We start from the raw sequence: 22,746 nt of genomic DNA, 5'->3' as shown, positions 1-22,746 counted from the left end.
TTGAGGGGGGAAATAAAATGGGATTAGAAAGTGCTACATTTGGAAAAATAGAAAGAAAAATTAGCATAATAATTTTTCTGCTGGTTCTATTGATGGGTTCTTTTCTTTCATTTGCACCGACCGCAGTTCAAGCGGCTAGTGTAAGTGCCCCCATTAATGTAGATAAGTCTAAGAAAACAAGTTCCATAGCAGATCAAATGCTTCAAGCAAGTACTCAAGCAAATACTCAACGTTCAACAGATGTCTCGAGTTTAACATCGCCGTTTAATAGTGATATTAAGCCTGCTTCTGATTTGGTTACTGCCTTGACAACGCCTTTGTCAGTTTTAGTAAATTCTGACGGAGTTACCTATGGTCCGTTGTCAGATAATGGACTTGGTAGATTGAAAGCTAACGTATCATATTTGATGATGGCTTATATAAATACGGATAATGTAAATGCAAATGATACGAAAAATCAGTTACAGGTAGCGTCTACGACCCAAATTACGGCGGTAGATAACAATGGGAATCCGACTGCAGGTTTTAGTAGAGCTGAATTTAAAGACGGCAATGGAGATGCTTTAGTTCTGGATGACAATGGACAACAGATAAAACCTGTGTCTATAAATAATAAGAGTGGCTCGGCTACGCTTTCCAATTTAACTAGAGATTCCGTGACATTGAAATATAATAATAGATCAAATACATATGGTTCAAATGTGAATAACCAACCACTGGATCCTGGGCCCGCTGCTGCAGCGCAAGTTAGAGTGTATTTCGGCTTAGGGCAATGGGGAACAATATTAATTCCCGCTGCTCAAGTTAGCGCAAGTATCCAAACAGATCAAATTTTTAACAATACATCGGTTGATTTTGAAGTTTCACCCGCGCTTTTGAAAGCTACTATTCAAGATACAATAAATAATTTGAAGAAAAAATACGCAAATAGTGATAATTATAAAGATTTATCCATTGACAATAATATAAAAATCAACTGGAAAATTTGGGCGTCTACTCAGAAGAATGGTGTTAGCGTTGGTTACCAAGATTTTGATAATGGAATTCAAAACTTATATGATACTAATAAGGATCCTGATAATGATGCTGAGTATAGTGAAGGTCTGAATAAATCTGCAAGTCAATTTACACATCAATTTTACAGGGCTGATAATAATCATAATCCAATAGGTAATGAAACACAGGGGAGTCCTGTGTATGTATTTGCAGATATTTCATTAGGCTATACTTATAAAACCCCAGGACTAACAATTTGGAGTGATTGGAAGACTAAGAACGGCAAATCCCAGGTAAGACTGGATGGATGGACTGTATCACCAGCAAATACACCTACGAATACAGATGACCTACCAGAGGTTACAGGAACGAGTGGAATAAATGATACATCTGAACCAACTAAGGATCAGGAAGTTGATACGCAATCAGGTTTGGCTAAAGGAGTTCTGGATCCTAAAGCAAATGATAATATTACGTATACTTCTAAGATTCATGTTGACGTTAATCATACTGGAAGCTCCTCAGGAACTATTGATGATGGTGTATATAAGACTGAGATTCCAAGTGATATGACTATCGATGAGAATAGTATTAATATTGAAGCTATGAATTATTCTTTCTATCCTGAGAAGCTGCACGTAAGTGAGACTGCCGATCCGAATGATGCCACAAAGAAAATTTTAAAAATTTCAGGTATCGAATTAACGGCGGATGCCACTCAGAGTGGAGGTACTATTGATTACACAATGACTTTCAACGGTACTGCTGGAAGTAATACAAAAAGTATTGATTTCACGCCGACATTCGATGGAACTGGAGGGCAGACAATTGATGATCAAGGTACTGTCAAACCTCTTCCTATTAAGCAAGTATCTATGACACCAAATTATATTCATTATTCAAATCAGCCAGAAGGAAAATTAGAAATGACTCCTCATGATATCTATTTTGGAGCCATCAATTCCTATATTGGTCAAAGTTCAATCAAACATAGAGTTACTCCAACTGCAGGCAGTAATATTTTGGATGTTTCAGATAATCGTAGCAGTAAGCCTGCGACGACTTTAACCATTTCAGCTGATAATCTTACATTGGATGGATTAGCGAATGGATCAGTCTTCCCAGGGGCATTGACTTACTTTGATAAATCAGGTAATCAGACAGTCCTTACTAAGGATAATCCGATTCCAATTGCTCATACCTCTGATGGAGAATCGATTCCTTCTATTAATTGGAGTGAAAATGAGGGACTATTATTGAAGTTGAATCGTGCTAGTGCTATTCCGAAAGGAACATATAAGTCTACAGTTACATGGACAGCAACCAATTCACTTTAGGTAATAATCAAATGATTGAAAAAAGAGAGTAGAACAGAATATCGTTCAATTCTCGAACAATAAAAAGACCTCTATGGTGACCATCAAGGATGATTGTCATAGAGGTCTTTTATTGCTGTTAGTCAAATTAACATAGAATAATTATTTAATAAGCGCCGTCAGCAATTTTTTCTAAAGTTGTTTTAGAAGGTATGAAGAACAAATTGCCGGTGATTGGTGTACTGAAATCAAGTAAACGATCACTCTTGGTGAACATATTTGTTAACATTCGATTAGTGATAGCAAAGTCTTTGGAATAGCCAATAAAATAAGTGCCAGTGATATTCTTAGCTGGATCGGAGAAAGGTACATTCATACGCACAATTTTATGTTCAACGCCGTTTTCTTCATCTTTAGAGACAACATTATGAGCATTCTTTAATTTTTCATCGTCGTCTAACTCACGGTCGGAAAACTTATGACGGCCAATGGCTTTTTCCTGATCTTCTGTCTTAAGATTTTTCCAAGCATCCATATTATGAATGTATTTTTGGGCAAAGGCGTATGAACCATTAGCAAATTCAGGGTCCTCTGCAGGATCAATCAAGGTGTAATCCATGGATTCAATTCCAGCAGGATTTTCGGTTCCGTCAATAAAGCCAATGATAGAACGACCTTCAATATATCTAAAATCATGAGTTTCGTCTTCGACTTTGGTGATGGGACGAAGAATTTCCATAAATTGGTCCATTAATTCGTAGATGACAGACATTTTTTTGGCTCTGACATGGATGAAAATATCGCCAGGCGTAGAGACTGCAGTGTACTTAGGTCCCTTAATTTCTTGGAAGGGTTCTAATTCTTTAGGTTTGGGAGCGTTGGGAAAGAGATAATCCCAAGCATCTGAGCCAAAGCCCCAGGCAATATTAGCTTGGGCTTCTGGGTCTCTAATTCTCATACTGTTGATAATCGAATTGGACATATCCGAAAATTCTGCGATGGCATCCTTTTCCTTTTCTAAGTCCGAATGGTTGAGCAACAAGGTTGTAAAAATTACGCTTTCGCCAGCATCTTTATAAACATCCTGTGCCTTTTTAATGTCTACTGTCATGAATTTACCTCCAAATTATGTGTTTACACACTTACTTTATCATATAATAAACAAAATCAATATTATTAAAAATCACAAATAAAAATTCTTGATTATGTTCTTAATAAAGCGAATAATTAAATTAATGATAAATTTTTTGATGATTTTTGAAGGGAAGTACAATATATGTGTACAAGTCTTAGTTTAGGAGCTTTAGATGGCTCAAAATTTTTAGCAAGAACAATGGATTTTGCTTTTGAATTGAATGGTCAACCAACTTTCTTGCCTCAAGAGTACAAGTGGATTTCTTCCTACGATAAGAAGGAATATACAACTGATTATGCCATTATGGGAACTGGGGCCAAGTATGGCAATAATTATATGGTAGCTGATGGTTTTAATGAATATGGTTTGTCTGCCGCTGAACTGTATTTTGCTAATGCGGCTAAATATGATACGAAGCCTACAGATGGCGCAATGAACTTAGTTGCTGAAGAGTTTATTTTGTGGGCATTAGGAAATAATAAATCAATTGAAGATTTGAAAGAGAATATCAAGCAAGTTCATTTGATTGAATCGAATAGTGGCGTTATGGGTCAAAATCAACCATTGCATTTTATCTTTAGCGATGCTACAGGTGTTACTTATATTCTTGAACCAGAAGGCGATGGTTTAGTCTTACAAGAAGACAAAGTTGGCGTGATGACGAATACACCTGACTACAATTGGCATAAGACCAATCTTGCTAATTATTTAGGTGCTCAAACAACTAACTTTTCTGCTAAAAAATTTGGTAAGCAAGAAGTTATTCCATTAGGTCAAAATGGTACTTTCAGATTGCCAGGTGGTTATACAGCCGTCGATCGTTTCGTTAGAACAGCCTTTATTCGTGAAACAACTGAAACACCTAAAGATGCTAAACAAGCCGTTAATACAATTTTACATATGCTTGACAGTGTCACGATTCCACGTGGCGTTAATATTAAGGAAAATGGCGAAGCTAGTTATACTCAATATCAAACTGTCTTGGATTTAACTAACAAGGTTATGTACTTTGTACCTTACGGCAATAGAACGGTTTACTCAGTTAAATTAACTGATGATTTGATCAAGAATCAAAAGGAACCTAAAGAGTTCCCTGTAACCATGAGTCAAGAATTTCAGGCTTTAAATTAGAGTAATTAGTATTTTAATTTAAATATATGAAAAAACGAGAGTGCGACAGAACTCGGTAGCTTCCGAGCAGTAATGTAAAAGGAACGGTAACTCGATTTTGAGTTACCGTTCCTTTTATGTTAAGCGGAGTGAAGTTATGTTTTGACCCGCTTTTTTTAGATGTATCTAAGCTTCTAGCAATCCAATCAAATGCGATGGGTGTTGGCAGCGTTATTAAGTTAATATATTAGGAAGGAGGGCGAGATATGAATTGGATAGTTGTAATGATTTTGGCCGCTACGCTGGCAGGATTTGTTCAAGGAGTGACTGGATTTGGTTCAGGAATTGTTTTGATGGTTTTTTTACCACAGTTATTGCCCATTAATCAGAGTGCGGGTGTTTCAACTTTGACGATGTCGATTGCTATCGTCATGGTAGCTTGGAAGTATCATAAAGCTCTGAAATGGAAAAAATTAGTTGCCCCATTTTTAATTTATATTGTTATGGCAGTCTTTTCACTCCACTTGAGTAAATTTTTGGCTCCGGGTTATTTAAAAATTTTATTAGGATTATTGCTAATTGTTTTAGCATTGTATTATACAATCATGAACTTTAAATCAATTACTATTAAGTCAATACCTGTTTACGTTATGATTATTTTTGCTTTGATTTCAGGATTCTTTAATGGGATGTTTGGTATTGGTGGTCCCTTGATGGCTTTGTACTTTTTAACAATTTCAGATTCTAAAGAAAATTATTTGGCTAGTATTCAAACTTTTTTCTTGATTGATACGATTGTAATAACAAGTTTACGTTTCACTAGTGGAATTTTGACAACTAGTAATTTGAAGTTTGTCTTTGTAGGATTTATTGGTGCTATTCTTGGAACGATTTTAGCTAATCGTTTGGTCAGTCATTTGAATATTCGCATTATGGAATATTTCATATATATATTTATCGGAATCAGCGGCTGCTATTACTTAATAACAGCGTTATGACAAAAGATTTTATTAGTCAATATTTCTTAAAATATTATACGTACCAGATTTTATGCAGGTCGTAATAATATGGGCGATTTCATTACTAGTAGAATTAGGACTTGTTTCAAGCCACCACTTAAGTACTTGCATAGCTGATGCAGCAAATAAATTAGCATTTAATTCTTGATAGGAATCAGAGAGTTTTTGATATTTGCTTTGTTGAAGTGAAACCAAAAATTTTTTAGCAAAGATATCCTGCATTTGTTCAAAAACATTACTTTCCATATTTTTAGACCACAATATTAATAATTCCTGACGATGATTAAAAATAGGCTCAATAGCCAGAGGTAATTTTTTTTCGTAAGAGTTAACTTTTCTAATTATACTGCTGGTATTTTATACGTTCAAAAGATGCATATAATAGTTCATACATAAGTTAGAAAAAGGTGGAATTATTGATGTTTCAATTAAGAATATATACTTTAAAAGATGATAAAACAGCTTCACTTTATATGAATGAGTATTGGCAAAGACATTTAATCAGTTTACCTAAGTACGGTATAAAAGTTGAAGGTGTCTTTAAAGAAAAAAGTAAATCATCAGACCAGCCATGCAGAGTTTTTGCGATAGTTTCTTTTTCAAAGGGAGTCGATGCACAGGCTAGTAATCAAAAATATATGGATAGTCCGGAATTTAAGAGCGATATGGATGGCTTTCCAATGGAAAACATCTTAAACGTTGAGTCACTAGATTTGGCAAGAAACGAGAAATTGCCATTTTTTGATGGTTTAGAAGCTAAATAAAATTTGTAGCTCAAACGTGAAGCGAATAAGCCCCAGTAATCGTATTTTGATTACTAGGGCTTATTTTTTACCGTTCTAATCGCTAGACATTTGGTAAAAAAGAGACCACTATATTTTTGGTATGTAGGTTGATTATGTTATAAGATATAATTAGATATAAAGATAATCACCATGTTTATAATTGGTGCGTTCCAATTTATGAAATGAGGAAAAGTAATGGCCGATTTAGTTTATCAAAAAATTATTACATCTTTAAAGAAAGCAATTGATGCTGGTGAATTCGCAGATATGCGTTTACCAGACGAAAGATCATTGGCAGAAAGCTACAGTGTTAGTCGTAGCTCAATTAAGCGTGCTTTAGGATTAATGGCTGATCAAGGAATTATTTTTAAAAAAAGGGGTTCAGGAACATTTGTCAATCCACTTTATTTGAAACAAGGATCATCGTTTAACTACAGTGGAAAGAATTTAGGTATTACAGATAGCTTTAATGCCAATGGCCAAAAGCCTGGCGTTAAAGTCTTGAGTTTTGATGTTGTTCATCCTAGCAAGGACCTGCAAGACAATTTATTTTTAAAACCTACTGAATTTGTTTATGCTTTCAAGCGTCTTAGATCATTAGACAATGTTCCTTTTATGATTGAGACGGGATATATTCCTATCAAATTAGCTCCAGAATTGTCAGAACAAATTGCTTCCGAATCAATCTTTAATTATGTAGAATCAGAACTGGGAAAAGAAGTTAATAAAACTTATTTGACGATTTTTGCTGAACCATCTGATCAAGAGGGGAAGAATTTATTACATTTGGCTGACAATGAACCAGTTGGTTTAATGGAAGGAATTTTCTTTTTAGATGATGGAACACCGTTCGAATTTTCAACCATGAAATTGCATTATAAATATTTTAAGTATGACTCATTTGTTGATTTAGCAAATAAGTAAGTGTTTTCAAAAATTGGAACGAACCAATTTACTAAATGGTTGACTTTTGTCGCAGTTCTAGTTATTATAAAAATTGTAAATACATAAGGAGTGTGCTGGTAATGACAGATTACTCATCAAAAGAATATTTAAATTTAGTAGATAAATATTGGCGCGCAGCAAACTATGTTTCTGTTGGCCAATTATATTTAAAAGACAATCCATTATTAAAGCGTGAATTAAAGCCGGAAGATGTTAAGGTTCATCCAATTGGACATTGGGGAACTATTGCTGGACAAAACTTTATTTATGCTCATTTAAACCGTGCTATCAATAAGTATGGTTTGAATATGTTTTATATTGAAGGCCCAGGACATGGTGGGCAAGTAATGGTTTCAAACTCTTATCTTGATGGTAGTTATACTGAGATTTATCCAGAAATCACTCAAGATACTAAGGGTATGCAAAAGCTCTTTAAACAATTTTCATTCCCAGGTGGTGTAGCATCCCATGCTGCTCCTGAAACTCCTGGTTCAATGCATGAAGGTGGAGAGTTAGGTTATTCTCTATCACACGGTGTCGGTGCAATTCTTGACAATCCTGATGAAATCGCTGCAGTTGTTATTGGTGATGGTGAATCAGAAACAGGTCCTTTAGCTGCTTCATGGTTCTCAAACGTCTTTATTAACCCAGTTGATGACGGTGCTGTATTGCCAATTTTGAACCTTAATGGATTTAAGATTTCTAACCCTACTATCTTGTCACGTAAGAGTGATGAAGATTTGACGAAGTACTTTGAAGGTATGGGTTGGGATCCAATGTTTGTTGAAGGAACTGACCCTGAAAAGATGCATCCAGAAATGGCCAAAATCATGGATGAGGCTATTGAAAAGATTCAATCTATTCAAACAGAAGCTAGAAAACATCCAGCAGCTCAAGCTAAAATGCCTAAGTGGCCGGTAATTATTTTCCGTGCTCCTAAGGGTTGGACTGGTCCTAAGACTTGGGATGGCGAACCTATTGAAGGCTCATTCAGAGCTCATCAAATTCCAATTCCTGTTGATCAAAATGATATGCAACATGCTGACAAGTTAGTTGAATGGATGCAATCATATAAACCCGCTGAGTTATTCGACGATAATGGTAAATTAAAGGATGACATTGCTGCTATTATCCCTAAGGGACAAAGCAGAATGGCAATGAATCCAGTTGTTAATGGTGGTCTTGATCCTAAGCCTCTTAAATTGCCAGACTATAAGAATTACGCTTTGAAGATTGATAAGCCAGGTCAAAAAGAAGCTCAAGATATGATTGAATTAGGTAAATACCTTAAAGAAGTCATTGAAGAAAATCCTACTAACTTTAGATTATTCGGACCAGATGAGACAATGTCTAACCGTTTGAATCACATTTTTGAAGCTAGTCCACGTCAATGGATGGAACCTGTTCATGAACCTAATGATCAATATGAAGCTCCAGCAGGTCGTATTATTGATTCACAACTTTCAGAACATCAAGCCGAAGGATTTAACGAAGGTTATACTTTGACAGGACGTCACGGAATGTTTGCCAGTTACGAAGCATTCTTAAGAGTTGTCGATTCAATGTTGACACAACACTTCAAGTGGTTGAGAAAAGCTAATGAATTAGGTTGGAGAAAGAAGTATCCATCACTAAATGTCATTGCTACATCAACAGCTTTCCAACAAGATCACAATGGTTATACTCACCAAGATCCAGGTGTAATTACTCATTTGGCTGAAAAGAAACCAGAATACATTCGTGAATACTTCCCAGCTGATACAAACTCATTGTTAGCTGTAATGCCTAAGATTTTAGATGATCAAGAAAAGATCAACTTATTAGTTACTTCAAAACATCCACGTCCTCAATTCTATTCAATTGAAGAAGGAGAAGAATTGGCTGATAAGGGTCTTAAAGTGATCGATTGGGCTTCAAATGATAAGGATGATCCTGATATTGTTATTGCTGCTGCAGGTACAGAACCAAACCTTGAAGCATTAGCTGCTATCAGTATTCTTAGAAAAGAAAAGCCAGAGCTTAAGATTAGATTTATTAACGTAGTTGATCTATTGAAATTGAGATCTCCAGAAATTGACCCTCGTGGTTTAACTGATGAAGAATTCAATGAATACTTTACAGTTGATAAGCCAGTCTTGTTTGCCTTCCATGGTTTTGAAGACATCATTAAAGATATCTTCTTTGATCGTGACAATCATAACTTGTTTGTTCATGGTTATCGTGAAAATGGTGATATTACAACACCATTCGATATGCGTGTCGTAAATGAAATGGATAGATTCCACTTGGCAGAAGAAGCTGCTATTGCTGTTGAAGGCGATGGTGCTAATGACTTTGCCGATAAGATGGAAGCTGAAGTTGATAAACATAACAAGTACATTCGTGAATACGGAGACGATTTGCCAGAAGTAACAAACTGGAAATGGTCAGATTAAATACTAAATTAAAAGCATCTAGTAATTGTACGTAGATTACTAGGTGCTTTTTTGTATATATCAATGTTTCAACTTATTGTCGTGTGGCCTATGGCAAATTTAGTTCTACGGATGTCAGAATAGTTTATTAGAATTTTATAAAAAACAGATTTGGATTGGTGTTCACTGTTCGTAAACAATTGTATACAATCCCCGTCACACCAATACTTAGAGCAAAAATAAATTTAAAAATAATTGAATAAGTTTAATTTTAAGAAATTCTAATATTCATTTTGAAAATATTTAATTAATTTTTAAATCCTTACTGCGCGTAGAGCGTAAACTTTAAATCATTCTAAGATAGTAACAGGTATTATTAGAATGATTTATGACAAGACGAAAAAGAGCTGTAACCCCTGATATGGTGGGTTGTAAAAGACTTTTTAGCATGGTATTCTCATCTATGGAAAAGATAGAAAAACACTAAGGGGTGGATGTTATGACAAGAAAAAACGTAAAATTCATGAAAGTAGCAGTAATGGCGGTAGTAGCAATATTATTAATGATGTTATTCGTTTTGCAAAGCCGATACACCATTCCCGCAGTTGGTATTGTAGTAATCGCTTTAGCTGTTTACTCAGAAGATAAGATTTCAAAGACACATACATTTAAATTTGTGGATTAATTTATAAGATCCTGGGGTGGGTTTCCGTAATGGAAGCCTATTTTTTTATCTTTTTTAATAAATAATTATATACATAATCTACATTTATGATGTTAATATGTAATTATAATAATTTAATAATTTGAAGGAAGTTTTGGGGATGAAACAAACTAAAAAGATTATTATTTCTATTCTTTTATCTTTGTCTGTAGGAATAATGGTTTCTGAGAAACCTATCGCACATGCTGCGGAAACAGATGAGAAGAATAATGTTACTCAAACTGTTAATGATGGTCTCACTTCTAATAAGGATGGAGATTGTTCGTTAAAGTTAAGCGACGGTGTATTAACAATCGGACCTGGGAAGTTAGCGGACAGCGGAGAAGATAACAATATTGCCTCGTATGTAACAGATCCCACCACTATTACTAAAATTATTATTGAACCTGGAACAATTGCACCTGAAGATTCTAGTTATTTGTTTACAGGGTTTGAAAATTTAGTAACTATCGATGGTGGTCAAAATTTAAATACTTCTAATGTTACGAATATGGATAGTATGTTTTATAAGTTAGAGAATTTACAATCAGTTGATGTTTCAAAATTTGATACATCAAATGTCACTGGTAGCGATGGTGACCTTAATTCTGGTGGTATGCATTACATGTTTGCTTTTGATTCAAGTATTCAAAATCTTGATGTTTCAAAGTGGGACGTTAGCAAAGTTCGAGTATTTGTAGGACAATTTGCTAGAATGACCAATTTGAAAACAATTGATATGACTAATTGGGTGTCAGGTTCCCTTTCGAATAGTGCAGCTAATATGTTTACGGATGATATGGAACTGGAAAAGGTAGGACTTGGCAAAATAGGTGGTCTGTTAGATTCTGATTCTGTTTTTAATGGTTCTGATGGAAGCTCAAATAATATAAAGGAGATAGTGCTAGGGCCTGGAGCAACATTTAGTTCCAGTATGGGGATAGAATATGATAAATTTAATAAATCTTTACCAACTGGGGATAATAAAATTGGTACAGTAAAAATAGATTCAACTAATCGAAACTATACAAATAATACTTCTGATATAGTGAGATTAGTTAATGTTACTGATAAACAAATAGTTGTTACTGAAATTATGAGATATAAACAAGATGGAGCAGAGAAAACTAAAGTCTTAGCAGATAAGATTATTGTGGATAAAGATAATTCAACGTTAAGTGAAAAAGTTCCGTCTATAGATGGGTATACATCGGATGAAGAAAATGTTACCTTTCAAATCCCTACTAAACCTGATACTGACGCGAATAATGTGATTTATTCTACTGAAACAGTTAATTATAAGAAAAAATCTACAACGCCGGTAAAGCCAAATAAACCATCTAATAGCGGATCAAGTAGTTCATCAGGTTCTAGTCGTAACCCAATAAAAAAGGTAGATCAGCTAATAGCAGTTTATCCAGATAAAAATGGCGCTCAAGTTTATTCGGATGCTTTAAGTTTAGTACCAGGTAAGGTATTACCTAAAGGTTCTCTTTGGAGGAGCGATGAGGAAAATACTCAAGGTAAAGTAATTTACTATAGAGTCGGTACAAATGAATGGATTGGAAATAATAGTTCATATTCTTACGAAGATCAAGATCTTGTCATTGAAACTAAAAATAAAGTTCAACGTTTAACTACGGCAGAGGGCAAAATGGTAACTAATCGGGCACTTGCACCGAAGACTGATTGGAAAATTGATCGTTTAGCTAATATCAATGGCAAATCTTATTATCGTGTTGCAACAAATGAATTTGTTCCAGCAGATGAAGTGATTGTTAAATAATAAGTTATCTGTTAGTGAACTAGGAATGATTTAAATTTATAAAAATAGACCTTGATGATATTAGATAATCAAATCATCAAGGTCTATTTTGTAAATAATTGTATATTTTTTAATTTAAATGAGCTCAAGTAAAAAACTCTTTTTGAAAATATTTAATCAGCGTAAGGCAAGGCATCGTTTTCGACATCTTCCTTATTTAACAAAATGATATTTTCGCCATTAGCTTTACGCTTTTCAATATCATTCTCGCCCCAAATACATAGTGCTTCGAGGATTTTGTTTAATGAATGACCATAATCAGTTAATGAGTACTCAACTTTGGGTGGAATTTGACTATATACTTTACGAGCTACGATTCCATCATCTTCAAGTTCACGTAACTGTTGAGTCAACATTTTTTGAGTGATATTAGGAATGGCGCGGCGTAATTGACCAGTACGCATTTTGCCGTGTTTTAAATGACAAAGAATGATAGGCTTCCATTTGCCACCAATTATTCTCATAGTATTTTCTACACCAATGTTATAAATTGCTTGTTTCATAATTGCCATCCTCTCTATCTAGTAAATGTATCTTACCATCACTAATTAGTCTTAGCAATTTTCGAGGTCAAGGTCTGCTGATTTAACACCTGATCCCTCCATTTTGATTAAGATACCAATCAAGATAATTCCAAGAACGAGCATAATGATTCCTGCCCATGGCGTATTGATCAATTGATTTTGAGCAACCATTTGACCACCAACTGTTGAGCCAACGGTAATACCAACATTAAAAGCTGAAATGTTTAGTGCTGATGCTAAAGGTACTTCATTAGGAGTATATTTTTCTGCTAATTGAACGATATATAGTTGTAATCCTGGAACATTCATAAAAGCAAATAATCCTAAAAGAAGGACAGCTAGTAAACCTAAGAAATGTAAATTGATAGTAAATCTCATTACGATCAGAGCGATTCCTAAACCAACAAACATTTTGAGCAAGGCGGTTAAAGGACGTTTATTAGCCCATTTGCCACCAAGAGTATTTCCAATTGCTACAGCAACTCCGTAGAAAATTAAAATGATGACAATAGCACTTTGAGACCAACCCATGTTTTTATTAAGAACAGTTGTTAAGTAAGTATAAACTGGGAAAGTGGCTCCATAGCCTAATGCAGTAATTAATAGAATCAATAACAATTGTGGTTGTTTAAGAATTTTCCACAAACCTTTAATACTAGTTGGCTTAGGCAATGGTAGTTCATTAGGGACTAAGATGATATTAGTAATTAGTCCAACTAATCCTAAAGCAACTAAGAAAAAGAAGGAGAGTCTCCAGCCAAAGTTGTTGCCAATAAATGTCCCAATAGGAACACCAGTAATTGTAGCAACTGTTAACCCAGTGAACATAACCGCAATTGCTGAAGCACGTTTATTAGGCGTTACTACGTCAGCTGCAATCAATGAAGCGGTTGTCATGAAAATACCGTGAGATAGAGCTGCAATAACTCGACCCGCTAGTAAAATTAAAAAGCTGGGTGCCAAAGCTGCCAGAGTATTTCCAATGATAAAACTAAACATAATGCCGATCAGTAACTTTTTACGGTCCCAACGATTAGTTAGTAAAGCTAAAATGGGAGCGCCAAACATAATTCCTAATGCATAGATCGAAACCGTCAATCCACCTTGTGTAAGTGAGATATTGAAGGTTTTAGTAAGCAGGGGCATGATCCCGACGCTAATAAATTCAGTTGATCCAATAGCAAAAGCACTAATGGCTAATGATAAAAGAATCCAATTTGATGATACTTTTTTATTCATATTTTTTTCACCCCTTAGGTAAGAATTGATTATGTTTAACATTATATGGGGTTAGGATAAATAAACAATTACGTACTTTAAAGTGCAGTAGGGACTAAAAAGTACCTACCTGACTAATTAACTTATAAATTAGATTATTTTAATAAGATTATTGACACATTAATTTTTAAATGTTTTACTAGTTATTGTAAATTGAATTGAGGGGAATCTTATTATGAAAATAAATAATAATCTTAACTCACATTTAAATAGTCAATTTGCCTTTAGCTTTTTCTTTAGATAGCGTTTGTATCCAGTCCGGATACGAACGCGTATGTGTTCGTATCTATTGATTGGCTAAAGCTTTTAAGCATGTCATTTAAAGCCAGATAGATACAGGGTGAATCTATCTGGAGAAATTATTTGGGCCCAAATAAAAACCAGTTAGATTCTTATCTGAATCTAACTGGTTTTTTTTATACATTTAGGGAGGAAGATTTTTATGAAAAAAACATTAGTAGGTTTATTAACGGCGGCAATGGCAGTTCTAATTTTAGCTGGCTGTTCTAATAATTCAGCTTCAAAAAAGGAAACATACAACGTGGGTATTTTACAGATTGTTCCACATGGATCATTGGATGCTGCTCGTAAAGGATTTAAAGAAGAATTAAATAAAGAAATTAAGGATCATAAGGAATCAATTAAGATTAATTATAATTATCAAAATGCTCAAGGCGACCAGTCCAATTTAAATTCCATGGCTCAACAACTGACCCAAAAGAAAAATGATTTGATCCTAGGAATTGCTACGCCATCAGCTCAAGCTTTAGCTAAAAAGACAAAAACGACACCAATTGTTGTGACCGCTGTAACTAATTTAAAGAGTGCAGGACTAGTAAAAAATGATAGAAAGCCTGAGACAAATGTTACCGGAACTAAAGATTTGGGACCAGTTGATGAACAAATTAAATTGTTGACGACTTTAACTAAGAATGACAAACCAATTGGAGTTATGTATAACTCATCTGAAGAAAATTCAGTTTTACAAGTCAAAATGGTTAAAAAATATGCTAAAAATCATCATCTCAAATTAAACATTGTCAGTGTAACAAGTACGAACGATGTAGCTAGTGCTTTGTCAGGTATGGCTGGAAAAGTTTCCGGAATTTATCTACCAACCGATAACTTAATGGCTAGTTCAATGAAAACAATTGGCAAGAAGGCGCGCGAGGCTAAATTACCAGTTGTTACTGGATCAATTGAGATGGCTGAAGATGGTGGTACAGCAACTTACGGTATCAATTATCATGATTTAGGAAAACAGACAGCTAAGATGGCTTACAAAATTTTGATTGATAAAAAGAAACCTCAAGAGATGCCAGTTGAAACATCACACACTTTGAGACTTTATGTTAACAAAGAAAATGCTAAGGCTATTGGAATCAATCCTGATCAGATAAAGAAACCCTAATTAAAAATTTAAGGAGGTAGCAAAATATGATTATATCTAGTCTGGGGCAGGGTCTCCTGTGGGTACCTTTGGCAATTGGAGTTTTTATAACATTTAGAATCTTAGATATACCAGATCTGACAACTGAGGGTAGTTTTCCTTTTGGAGCGGCAGTTGCAGTTAGTTTGATGATCAAAGGGCAATCAGCTTTGATGGCATCATTAGTAGGATTTTTGGCTGGTTGCTTGGCTGGATTGATTACGGGGATATTAGATACTAAATTACATATTCCTTCGTTGTTGGCCGGTATTTTAACAATGACGGGTTTGTATTCTATCAACATGCATATTATGGGGAAATCGAATGTACCTTTGTTGAGCCAAAAAGTTTTAACAGAATATTTACCAGATAATTGGAATTTGGACATTCAAACCATCGTTTTAGGACTAATCGTTATTGGAATAGTTGTTTTGGTCCTTTATGCAATGTTTAAAACTAGATTAGGACTGTCGCTGATGGCGACTGGAAATAATAAAGCAATGTCGGCTGCTAATGGAATCAATACTGATGGCATGATTATTTTTGGCTATGCAATTTCCAATGGTTTGATTGCCTTGTCAGGTGCTTTAGTAGCACAAAGCAATGGTTATGCTGATATTGGAATGGGTATTGGAACAATTGTTATAGGACTAGCTTCAGTCTTAGTAGGAGAGATTTTCTTACGGGGACGAGGTATTTTAACTAGATTGGTTGCGATGGTCGTAGGAGCTATTATTTATCGGCTGCTGTTGACTGCAGCAATGAGTTTAGGATTCCCGGCAGATGATTTAAAAATACTCTCGGCTATTATCTTAGTTGTTGTGATCTGTGCACCAATTATTCAAAATCGTATCAGAACCAAACGACAATTGAAAAAATATTTAGAACAAATGGAGGAGCCAGCTGATGAAGGTACTACAAGTAAAGCATCTACAGAAGGTCTTCTTTCCCGGGACTGATAATGAACGACATGTTTTAAAAAATATTAATTTAGAAGTAAATAAGGGCGATTTTATTTCAGTTATTGGCAATAATGGTGCTGGAAAATCGACGCTTTTGAATACAATTGCTGGGACTTTAAGTGCTGATGCAGGTGAAATTGATTTAGCTGATCATGAGGTTTCCAAAAAATCAGTCGCATACCGTTCTCGCTGGATGTCACGAGTTTTTCAAGATCCTAAAATGGGAACAGCAGGAGATCTAACAGTTTTCCAAAATTTAGTTTTGGCACAGAGTCATACTAAAACGTCCAGCTTAAAGTGGTATCAACGAAAAAATGATCTTGATAAGTATCGTGATTTACTGAAAACATTAAATATGGGATTAGAAAACTTTCTTAATACTCAAGTTAAATATCTTTCTGGCGGTCAAAGACAAGCTCTGTCGCTATTAATGGCAACTATGAGTAAGCCAGAGTTATTGTTGTTAGATGAGCATACAGCTGCACTAGACCCTAAAACTAGCCAAGAAGTAATGAGGATAACGGATAAGATAATTTTGCATGAGCAGTTAACAACTATGATGATTACTCATAAGATGTCAGATGCTTTGAAATATGGCAATCGCTTGATTATGGTTCAAGATGGTCAAATAAAATTAGATGTTCGGGGAACTGAAAAGAGAAATTTAAATAAGGAGCAGTTATTAGCAGCGTTTGAATAATTGTTAATAAAGCTCTCGCTTAGACAATAAAAAAGCCAATTACTGAATGTAGAGATCAGTAATTGGCTTTTCGATTTCAATAATCCATTTATCAGGGGGGAAGGATGGATTAAATATTATCACGTTTTAGTGAGGAACAGTTAATTATATTGTTTTTTATATGAAGAACATTCTATAGGGGGGATAAGTTAAAGCTTTTTGATTTCCTTTAACTTATAAATACATCATACCCGGTAAATGTGAAGAAAATATGATGCTGATGTTCTGAAAATAAGAAGATTTACTTGAAAAAACTGAAGAGCAAATTCTCTTAACGCATCCAACCCAGTTGATAACTTCATAAATAATATTTGATTTTTCCCTTGTAGGTCTGCTGATAAAGTGTTTATATCAATGAACTATTGAGCGTTCTTTTCTAGTTAGTTTAAATAAATCTTTCTTAAAGTGTTGATTTCAGAAGAACTGACCTTCAACTCTTTTTTGATATAATTATCTATATTGCCGTAATCTGCGTTAATAGTTTTCATAGCTGTAGCTAAATAATTATTGTGTACGGTCATTAAATCTCTGACCGAGTTCAAAACATCTGGATCAGTGTATCCCTTCTTTTGTAACATATTGATTAAGTTGTCGACGTATTCCTTATTGGCTGTGTTAGTTAATAAGTAATCTTGTTTGATTGTATCGAAAGGAACACCAAGTGTTTCGAGGAAGAAAACAGCTCCCATACCAGTTCTGTCTTTTCCGGCACTACAATGGAAGAGTAGAGCTTCGTTATCGTTGGTATTTAATAATAATTGATTAAAGAATTTGCGATAAGCGGCTTTTGCAGGGGCACCTGTGATAATATCACGGTAAACCTGAAGCATATGGGCATAACCATTAGTAGGATCGCCGCCAATTTCGGGAATATAGCTTTCATTCTCAACCTCTGAGGCTTTTGTTTCATCTTCTTGGAAGACAGGAGCCCAAACGTATCTTACGCCACTAGGACGCTTATCTGGCTTTTTGTCGATTTCTTGTTTAGAACGAAAATCAACGTCGATCTTTAAACCATAATCTTTTAAGTAGTTCAAATCGTGATCGGTTAAATCAGCCAAACCAGCAGATCTAATAACTTTGTGGTATTTAACCGTTCGTCCATCAGTTGTTTGGTAGCCACCAAGCTCACGGAAATTAACGCCCTTTTCAAGGTTTAAAACTCGTTCATTATCATTAGCCATTTTTGATTACCTCGGTTGTTTTATTCTATAGCTTATTATAACAAAAGGAAGAGTCATTCTTATTATGAAGTTCATTATTGCCCCTGGAAAGTATAGTAATCATATTAGCTCGACTAAAATAGGCCAAGCTATTTATAGTGGCATCTCCCGTGCTTTGCCAGATGCTGAAATAGCTACGATGCCAGTCACAGATAGTAAGTATGGCATGCCAGCATTAGTGGAGCACACTGTTGGCGGTCGTTGGGTCAATCTATCTTTTTTTGATGCGTTTTGGAGCAACAAAATGGGACGTTATTTAATAACCAATATTGATAGTCAAGATACCGCAATTATTGATTCTGAACAGGTGGTTGGAGTCGATTTGGCTAAAAATAAATCACGAGATCAATTGTTTCACGCTACGAGTCATGGTATAGGCGAATTTATTATGGATGCAGTAACAAGTGGTCTAAGAAATATTGTTTTGTGTTTAGGAAAAACGGCCGTAGCAGATGGTGGCTTAGGAGCTTTGCAAGCATTAGGCGCTAAAATCTACAATGAAAATGGCGAATTGATTCCTGAAGGTGAAAATCCTTTGATTGATGCTGACCGTATTGATATGGAGGATGTTTATAAATTGTTGGGCAACAGAACAAAAATTACAGTGTTGCTGAATTTTTCTAGTTCACAAAAATTATGCGAAACAGTTGATTATTTAAATGAAACTCAAGAAAGTTTTTTGGAAGATAATTTAGTTTATATTACAGAAAAAATGAATCAGAAGTATAATTTAGATATACACCCGATGCCACATTCCAATTCGATTAAGACACTGGCAGGGGCGTTTGCAATGATTAATGCACGTATTTTAAGATCATCGTTTGAATGGATTGCAAAAGTTACGGGCATGAATGAAATTATTCGTTCGGCAGATGTGGTTATTACCGCTACTGATAGGATTTCAGACGATTCGATGCATGATGATATCCTTTATCATCTCAGTCGAGTAGCGGGATTAGATAATATTCCTACTTTCGTACTATGTAATAACTTTGTTGATGACTTTCAAGATTATGAACAATTATTCACCGGAATATTTTCAACGCAAATGACAGAATATGATGATGAGATTACAATTTTTGAAAACTATGAATCAGTTGCCAATCAATTGGCAAGAACACTTTTAGCTTTTAAATAGTGTATTTTATTGAATAATATATATGAATGCATTAATCTAAAATTAAAGGAATTTCAATAAGTGCATTGGAGGATGGAATTATGGAACAAGATTATAAGAGAATTTTGGTTCCGGTAGATGGATCAAAAGAAGCTGAGATGGCTTTCAAGAAGGCTGTGAAAGTTGCACAAATGAACGGTGGACACTTAGATGTTTTAACTGTTTTGGATACAAAACAATTCATCGGATTACATGGTGGAATGCTCAATGGGGATGTAATTTACCAACTATCTGAAGATGCTCAAAAATATCTCAATGAATTAAAAGAGGGTGCCGTTAAAGATGGCTTCAAAGAAGACGACATTGATATTCACGTTCGTTTCGGAGAACCTAAGACAGTTATTTCCCAAGAATTCATTGAAGAATATAAGAATGATTTAATCATGATTGGTTCAACTGGTATGAATGCCGTTACTCGCTTGTTGGTAGGCTCTGTATCTGAATACGTTACAAGAAATGCAAGAACTGATGTTATTATCGTTAGAACTGATGTTGATAATAAGAAGCTTGTTGATAAGAAGAAATAGTTTGATAATTGGGCTGGCAGATGCCAGTTCTTTTTTTTATGGAGGATAATCTTATGAGATGCGAATGGGCTAATAGTTCAGAAGCAATGCAAGAATACCACGACAAAGAATGGGGACATCCGAGCCATGATGAGCAGTATTTTTTTGAAATGTTGACATTGGAAGGTGCTCAGGCAGGTCTTTCTTGGTCAACCATCATAAATCGACGTCAGACATATCGTCTGGCTTATGATAATTTTGAGATTGAAAAAATTGCTAATTATGATGCAGCGAAACGAACGGCTCTATTACAGGATAAAGGGATTATTCGAAATCGACTAAAGGTTGATTCTTCAATCAATAATGCGCAATTAATTGAAAAAATGCATCGAAATAATGAAAAATTCTTTGAATATATCTGGCATTTTGTTGATAATAAACCGATAATTAATCATTATAGTGATATGAGTGAAATACCTGCACAAACGGAATTGTCGCAAAAAATCAGTAAAGATTTAAAGAAAAAAGGCTTCCGTTTTGTAGGACCAACCATTATCTATTCATTTTTGCAGGCAGTTGGCGTGATTAATGATCATGTTGACACCTGTGATTTCAAGTAAAAATTAGTATAATGGTATTGAAGACGGAGGATAATTATGAATTCTGAAACTATTAGCACTTTAGCCGATTGGCTCTATACGAATAGAAAGCAACTTGAAGATAAGTCACAAGAATTTGATGCCCAAAAGGTCTATGATGTTTTGGACTCATTGGAAGTGTTGAGAAAGCCTATTAAAGAGTATTTTGATATGACTGAAGATGAATATTATCAAAACGAATCAGACCATCGTTTAACTTTGCAAAGTCCTGATAATAAGCTCAGTGAATTGCATGATCGTGTTCAAGTAAATCACGTGGATGGTTCTTTAGCTGGACATGAAATTAATTTTACTTACAATCATGAAGATCCATATGCAACTGGTGATTATAAAGCCAAGACTGATATTGATTTGATTAATTATTCGTTTACTGTTATTGGTGCTGTTTACGATAATACGATTGTCGCTGATGTAAGAAATTCTATTTCTCGAGACGCAATTCTTTCAATTGGATTAGCTGCTAATGCAATTGAGAACTGGCAAAAATGAAATTAATATCAGTCAATGATTTATCATTGCAAAACGAGGGCTACTTTGCATTTAAGCATGTAGCTTTTTCTATATCACAAAATGAAATTATCAGCATTAGCGGCGACAATGGCAGCGGTAAAACGCAGCTATTAGAAATTTTAACTGATAATAGAATGGCGGATGGCGGAACGATTGAATATACGCCAGGAGTTAGGATAGGCTATTTGCCACAAAATGATCCACAGATAATTGAGGCTACAGTTGGAAAATATTTAGAAAATATTCGTTTATTATCTAAAAAGCTAGCTGTTAGAAAAGATCAATTAAAAGAAATGATCACTTTTATGGGTCTTAGCCCTTATTTAGATCGTTCAGTTCAACAATTGTCTTGGGGAATCAGGCGTCGAGTAGGATTTTTAGCAGCTGTGGCAGGTCATCCAAATGTCTTGCTACTAGATGAACCTTTTGCGTTTCAAAGTTCTTCTATAATTAAGAATATGCTGACACTGATTCAAGATTTGAAAGAAAATGGTTCAGGCATCATTTTGGCAGGAACTGAATTTGACGAGCGTATCAATCAATGCATCGATAAGAGTTTTCTGCTAAAAGATAATAATTTATCTCTAGCAAGTTCGATAGAAGAGGAACCTAATCAGGAAGTGGCTTTGATTTTTCGAGTAAATCCTAATTCGATTGCTATTACTCCCGATTTGGAAAAATACATTGTGTCGAATATAAATAACTTGATAGAAATGAAAATTCCTGTGGCACTAAGAAATACAATTGTAAAAAGAATGGTTCAACTCAATTATCAGTTTGAGGGGGACAAAGAAATTGAAAGTTAAAATCTTATTGAAAAATTACCTACAGATGTTTTTTCAAAATTATCTGTATTTAACGATTTTATTTACTATTATTGTTTTTGGCCTTACTGCCGATCCACTGTTACAAATTGGCAGTATAAAAAAATACAATTTGTTAGTTTTGGGGATGTTTTTCTTATCATTGTTTTCTACAATGAATTTGTATTACAACGATAGTCGTCAGAATAAATATTTGAAACAAAAAGTTAATAGTTATTGGGCTGATGCTTTGAGCCAATTTTTGATGGCATTAATTGTAAATGTTTTTTCGGGGATATTGGTTTTTGTTTTTAGTTTGATACTGAGTCAAAATTTACTTTTAGACGTTGTCGGAATTATTACTTTAATATCTGTTGGGATGTTGGGCAGTGCAATTGCAACCCTCTTTAAAACTCAATGGTATAATCATCCTAGTCTAGGACAAGTTGGCATACTAGTTTTCATTTATTTAGCTTTGTCAGGTAGTGTGATCAGTATGCTCGACTATGTGGAGTGGTTATTACCTCCGTTATCAAAAATAATTGTAACTTTACAGAAAAATGGATCGATACAACAATTGTTACCAATAACTGGTCAAGTAATTTTGTATGCATTAGTTCTTTATGGAATCAGTGTATTTTGTTACAAAAACAGTAAAAAATTTAAGTAAAACTGTTGCATTTTAATA

Annotated in this window: 22 protein-coding genes; 17 read left to right on the top strand and 5 right to left on the bottom strand. The window is 34.6% G+C overall.

The genetic code is table 11. From position 1 onward, the window contains the following. Nucleotides 1–17 precede the first annotated feature (17 nt). Nucleotides 18–2,333, top strand: coding sequence for a hypothetical protein (locus FD26_RS00350; RefSeq protein WP_057866464.1), 2,316 nt, complete (start codon nt 18–20; stop codon nt 2,331–2,333). Between the two features lie 145 nt (nt 2,334–2,478). On the opposite strand, the gene FD26_RS00345 is transcribed toward FD26_RS00350, so the two are convergent. Continuing rightward, nucleotides 2,479–3,423: a Dyp-type peroxidase gene (locus FD26_RS00345; protein WP_057866463.1), complete on the bottom strand. Its 945-nt coding sequence runs from the start codon at nt 3,421–3,423 to the stop codon at nt 2,479–2,481. 165 nt (nt 3,424–3,588) lie between these two features. Here FD26_RS00345 and FD26_RS00340 point away from each other — a divergent pair, with 165 nt between their 5' ends. After that, nucleotides 3,589–4,578 (top strand): choloylglycine hydrolase family protein, encoded by a 990-nt coding sequence (locus FD26_RS00340; protein WP_057866462.1) that lies wholly within the window; start codon nt 3,589–3,591, stop codon nt 4,576–4,578. Nucleotides 4,579–4,823: 245 nt separating this feature from the next. Next, nucleotides 4,824–5,555 carry a sulfite exporter TauE/SafE family protein gene (locus tag FD26_RS00335; RefSeq protein WP_057866461.1) on the top strand — a complete coding sequence of 244 codons (732 nt, stop codon included), beginning with the start codon at nt 4,824–4,826 and terminating at the stop codon, nt 5,553–5,555. Nucleotides 5,556–5,567: 12 nt separating this feature from the next. Here the strand turns inward: FD26_RS00335 and FD26_RS00330 are convergent, their stop codons facing one another. Beyond that, complete coding sequence (locus FD26_RS00330) at nt 5,568–5,822, bottom strand: TetR/AcrR family transcriptional regulator C-terminal domain-containing protein (RefSeq protein WP_057866460.1); 255 nt, start codon at nt 5,820–5,822, stop codon at nt 5,568–5,570. A 173-nt stretch (nt 5,823–5,995) separates the two neighbouring features. Between FD26_RS00330 and FD26_RS00325 the strand changes: the two genes are divergently transcribed. From FD26_RS00325 to FD26_RS00305, 5 genes are all read left to right on the top strand, one after another. Next, complete coding sequence (locus FD26_RS00325; protein WP_057866459.1) at nt 5,996–6,340, top strand: hypothetical protein; 345 nt, start codon at nt 5,996–5,998, stop codon at nt 6,338–6,340. Between the two features lie 216 nt (nt 6,341–6,556). Next, nucleotides 6,557–7,285: a GntR family transcriptional regulator gene (locus FD26_RS00320; RefSeq protein WP_057866458.1), complete on the top strand. Its 729-nt coding sequence runs from the start codon at nt 6,557–6,559 to the stop codon at nt 7,283–7,285. A gap of 101 nt (nt 7,286–7,386) precedes the next feature. Then, a complete protein-coding gene (locus FD26_RS00315; RefSeq protein WP_057866457.1) occupies nt 7,387–9,741 on the top strand; it encodes a phosphoketolase family protein in 2,355 nt (784 codons plus the stop codon). Between the two features lie 478 nt (nt 9,742–10,219). Then, nucleotides 10,220–10,405 carry a hypothetical protein gene (locus FD26_RS00310; RefSeq protein ID WP_057866456.1) on the top strand — a complete coding sequence of 62 codons (186 nt, stop codon included), beginning with the start codon at nt 10,220–10,222 and terminating at the stop codon, nt 10,403–10,405. A gap of 139 nt (nt 10,406–10,544) precedes the next feature. Continuing rightward, nucleotides 10,545–12,209 (top strand): BspA family leucine-rich repeat surface protein, encoded by a 1,665-nt coding sequence (locus FD26_RS00305; RefSeq protein ID WP_057866455.1) that lies wholly within the window; start codon nt 10,545–10,547, stop codon nt 12,207–12,209. A 152-nt stretch (nt 12,210–12,361) separates the two neighbouring features. Here FD26_RS00305 and FD26_RS00300 read toward each other — a convergent pair whose 3' ends face one another. Both FD26_RS00300 and FD26_RS00295 read right to left on the bottom strand, forming a co-directional pair. After that, the gene (locus FD26_RS00300) at nt 12,362–12,751 is read right to left on the bottom strand and encodes a winged helix-turn-helix transcriptional regulator (RefSeq protein ID WP_057866454.1); all 390 of its coding nucleotides are present in this window, start codon (nt 12,749–12,751) and stop codon (nt 12,362–12,364) included. 51 nt (nt 12,752–12,802) lie between these two features. Beyond that, complete coding sequence (locus FD26_RS00295) at nt 12,803–14,011, bottom strand: MFS transporter (RefSeq protein WP_057866453.1); 1,209 nt, start codon at nt 14,009–14,011, stop codon at nt 12,803–12,805. A 481-nt stretch (nt 14,012–14,492) separates the two neighbouring features. On the opposite strand from FD26_RS00295, the gene FD26_RS00290 reads away from it, so the two are divergent. The 3 genes from FD26_RS00290 to FD26_RS00280 are packed head-to-tail and all read left to right on the top strand — an operon-like array spanning nt 14,493 to nt 17,141. Then, nucleotides 14,493–15,461 (top strand): ABC transporter substrate-binding protein, encoded by a 969-nt coding sequence (locus tag FD26_RS00290; RefSeq protein ID WP_057866452.1) that lies wholly within the window; start codon nt 14,493–14,495, stop codon nt 15,459–15,461. Nucleotides 15,462–15,487: 26 nt separating this feature from the next. Beyond that, nucleotides 15,488–16,438 carry an ABC transporter permease gene (locus FD26_RS00285; RefSeq protein WP_057866451.1) on the top strand — a complete coding sequence of 317 codons (951 nt, stop codon included), beginning with the start codon at nt 15,488–15,490 and terminating at the stop codon, nt 16,436–16,438. After that, nucleotides 16,386–17,141, top strand: a complete 756-nt coding sequence (locus FD26_RS00280; RefSeq protein WP_057866450.1) for an ABC transporter ATP-binding protein — start codon at nt 16,386–16,388, stop codon at nt 17,139–17,141. The genes FD26_RS00285 and FD26_RS00280 overlap by 53 nt, the downstream gene beginning before the upstream one ends. 419 nt (nt 17,142–17,560) lie before the next feature. On the opposite strand, the gene FD26_RS00275 is transcribed toward FD26_RS00280, so the two are convergent. After that, a complete protein-coding gene (locus tag FD26_RS00275; RefSeq protein WP_057866449.1) occupies nt 17,561–18,364 on the bottom strand; it encodes a tyrosine-protein phosphatase in 804 nt (267 codons plus the stop codon). Between the two features lie 64 nt (nt 18,365–18,428). Between FD26_RS00275 and FD26_RS00270 the strand changes: the two genes are divergently transcribed. The 6 genes from FD26_RS00270 (at nt 18,429) to FD26_RS00245 (ending at nt 22,728) form a co-directional block, all read left to right on the top strand. Beyond that, nucleotides 18,429–19,541 carry a glycerate kinase gene (locus tag FD26_RS00270; RefSeq protein ID WP_057866448.1) on the top strand — a complete coding sequence of 371 codons (1,113 nt, stop codon included), beginning with the start codon at nt 18,429–18,431 and terminating at the stop codon, nt 19,539–19,541. Nucleotides 19,542–19,621: 80 nt separating this feature from the next. Then, entirely contained in the window at nt 19,622–20,107 is a 486-nt protein-coding gene (locus FD26_RS00265) for a universal stress protein (RefSeq protein ID WP_057866447.1), read from the top strand. Between the two features lie 53 nt (nt 20,108–20,160). Next, nucleotides 20,161–20,706 carry a DNA-3-methyladenine glycosylase I gene (locus FD26_RS00260; protein WP_082596200.1) on the top strand — a complete coding sequence of 182 codons (546 nt, stop codon included), beginning with the start codon at nt 20,161–20,163 and terminating at the stop codon, nt 20,704–20,706. A 36-nt stretch (nt 20,707–20,742) separates the two neighbouring features. Next, nucleotides 20,743–21,234: a hypothetical protein gene (locus FD26_RS00255; protein ID WP_057866446.1), complete on the top strand. Its 492-nt coding sequence runs from the start codon at nt 20,743–20,745 to the stop codon at nt 21,232–21,234. Continuing rightward, nucleotides 21,231–22,061 (top strand): ATP-binding cassette domain-containing protein, encoded by an 831-nt coding sequence (locus FD26_RS00250; protein ID WP_057866445.1) that lies wholly within the window; start codon nt 21,231–21,233, stop codon nt 22,059–22,061. The genes FD26_RS00255 and FD26_RS00250 overlap by 4 nt, the downstream gene beginning before the upstream one ends. After that, complete coding sequence (locus FD26_RS00245) at nt 22,051–22,728, top strand: hypothetical protein (protein ID WP_057866444.1); 678 nt, start codon at nt 22,051–22,053, stop codon at nt 22,726–22,728. The genes FD26_RS00250 and FD26_RS00245 overlap by 11 nt, the downstream gene beginning before the upstream one ends. The last annotated feature ends 18 nt before the right edge of the window (nt 22,729–22,746 follow it).

The organism is Companilactobacillus crustorum JCM 15951, assembly GCF_001434585.1.
In the GTDB taxonomy this organism is placed as follows: domain Bacteria; phylum Bacillota; class Bacilli; order Lactobacillales; family Lactobacillaceae; genus Companilactobacillus; species Companilactobacillus crustorum.
The sequence above is the reverse complement of the archived record's forward strand: the minus strand, read 5'-3'. Positions and strand labels throughout refer to the sequence as shown.

Bases quoted from the DNA above. Each gene is read 5' to 3' on its own strand.
- FD26_RS00350 (WP_057866464.1), top strand. From the start codon at position 18: ATGGGATTAGAAAGTGCTACATTTGGAAAAATAGAAAGAAAAATTAGC.
- FD26_RS00345 (WP_057866463.1), bottom strand. From the start codon at position 3,423: ATGACAGTAGACATTAAAAAGGCACAGGATGTTTATAAAGATGCTGGC.
- FD26_RS00340 (WP_057866462.1), top strand. From the start codon at position 3,589: ATGTGTACAAGTCTTAGTTTAGGAGCTTTAGATGGCTCAAAATTTTTA.
- FD26_RS00335 (WP_057866461.1), top strand. From the start codon at position 4,824: ATGAATTGGATAGTTGTAATGATTTTGGCCGCTACGCTGGCAGGATTT.
- FD26_RS00330 (WP_057866460.1), bottom strand. From the start codon at position 5,822: ATGGAAAGTAATGTTTTTGAACAAATGCAGGATATCTTTGCTAAAAAA.
- FD26_RS00325 (WP_057866459.1), top strand. From the start codon at position 5,996: ATGTTTCAATTAAGAATATATACTTTAAAAGATGATAAAACAGCTTCA.
- FD26_RS00320 (WP_057866458.1), top strand. From the start codon at position 6,557: ATGGCCGATTTAGTTTATCAAAAAATTATTACATCTTTAAAGAAAGCA.
- FD26_RS00315 (WP_057866457.1), top strand. From the start codon at position 7,387: ATGACAGATTACTCATCAAAAGAATATTTAAATTTAGTAGATAAATAT.
- FD26_RS00310 (WP_057866456.1), top strand. From the start codon at position 10,220: ATGACAAGAAAAAACGTAAAATTCATGAAAGTAGCAGTAATGGCGGTA.
- FD26_RS00305 (WP_057866455.1), top strand. From the start codon at position 10,545: ATGAAACAAACTAAAAAGATTATTATTTCTATTCTTTTATCTTTGTCT.
- FD26_RS00300 (WP_057866454.1), bottom strand. From the start codon at position 12,751: ATGAAACAAGCAATTTATAACATTGGTGTAGAAAATACTATGAGAATA.
- FD26_RS00295 (WP_057866453.1), bottom strand. From the start codon at position 14,011: ATGAATAAAAAAGTATCATCAAATTGGATTCTTTTATCATTAGCCATT.
- FD26_RS00290 (WP_057866452.1), top strand. From the start codon at position 14,493: ATGAAAAAAACATTAGTAGGTTTATTAACGGCGGCAATGGCAGTTCTA.
- FD26_RS00285 (WP_057866451.1), top strand. From the start codon at position 15,488: ATGATTATATCTAGTCTGGGGCAGGGTCTCCTGTGGGTACCTTTGGCA.
- FD26_RS00280 (WP_057866450.1), top strand. From the start codon at position 16,386: ATGAAGGTACTACAAGTAAAGCATCTACAGAAGGTCTTCTTTCCCGGG.
- FD26_RS00275 (WP_057866449.1), bottom strand. From the start codon at position 18,364: ATGGCTAATGATAATGAACGAGTTTTAAACCTTGAAAAGGGCGTTAAT.
- FD26_RS00270 (WP_057866448.1), top strand. From the start codon at position 18,429: ATGAAGTTCATTATTGCCCCTGGAAAGTATAGTAATCATATTAGCTCG.
- FD26_RS00265 (WP_057866447.1), top strand. From the start codon at position 19,622: ATGGAACAAGATTATAAGAGAATTTTGGTTCCGGTAGATGGATCAAAA.
- FD26_RS00260 (WP_082596200.1), top strand. From the start codon at position 20,161: ATGAGATGCGAATGGGCTAATAGTTCAGAAGCAATGCAAGAATACCAC.
- FD26_RS00255 (WP_057866446.1), top strand. From the start codon at position 20,743: ATGAATTCTGAAACTATTAGCACTTTAGCCGATTGGCTCTATACGAAT.
- FD26_RS00250 (WP_057866445.1), top strand. From the start codon at position 21,231: ATGAAATTAATATCAGTCAATGATTTATCATTGCAAAACGAGGGCTAC.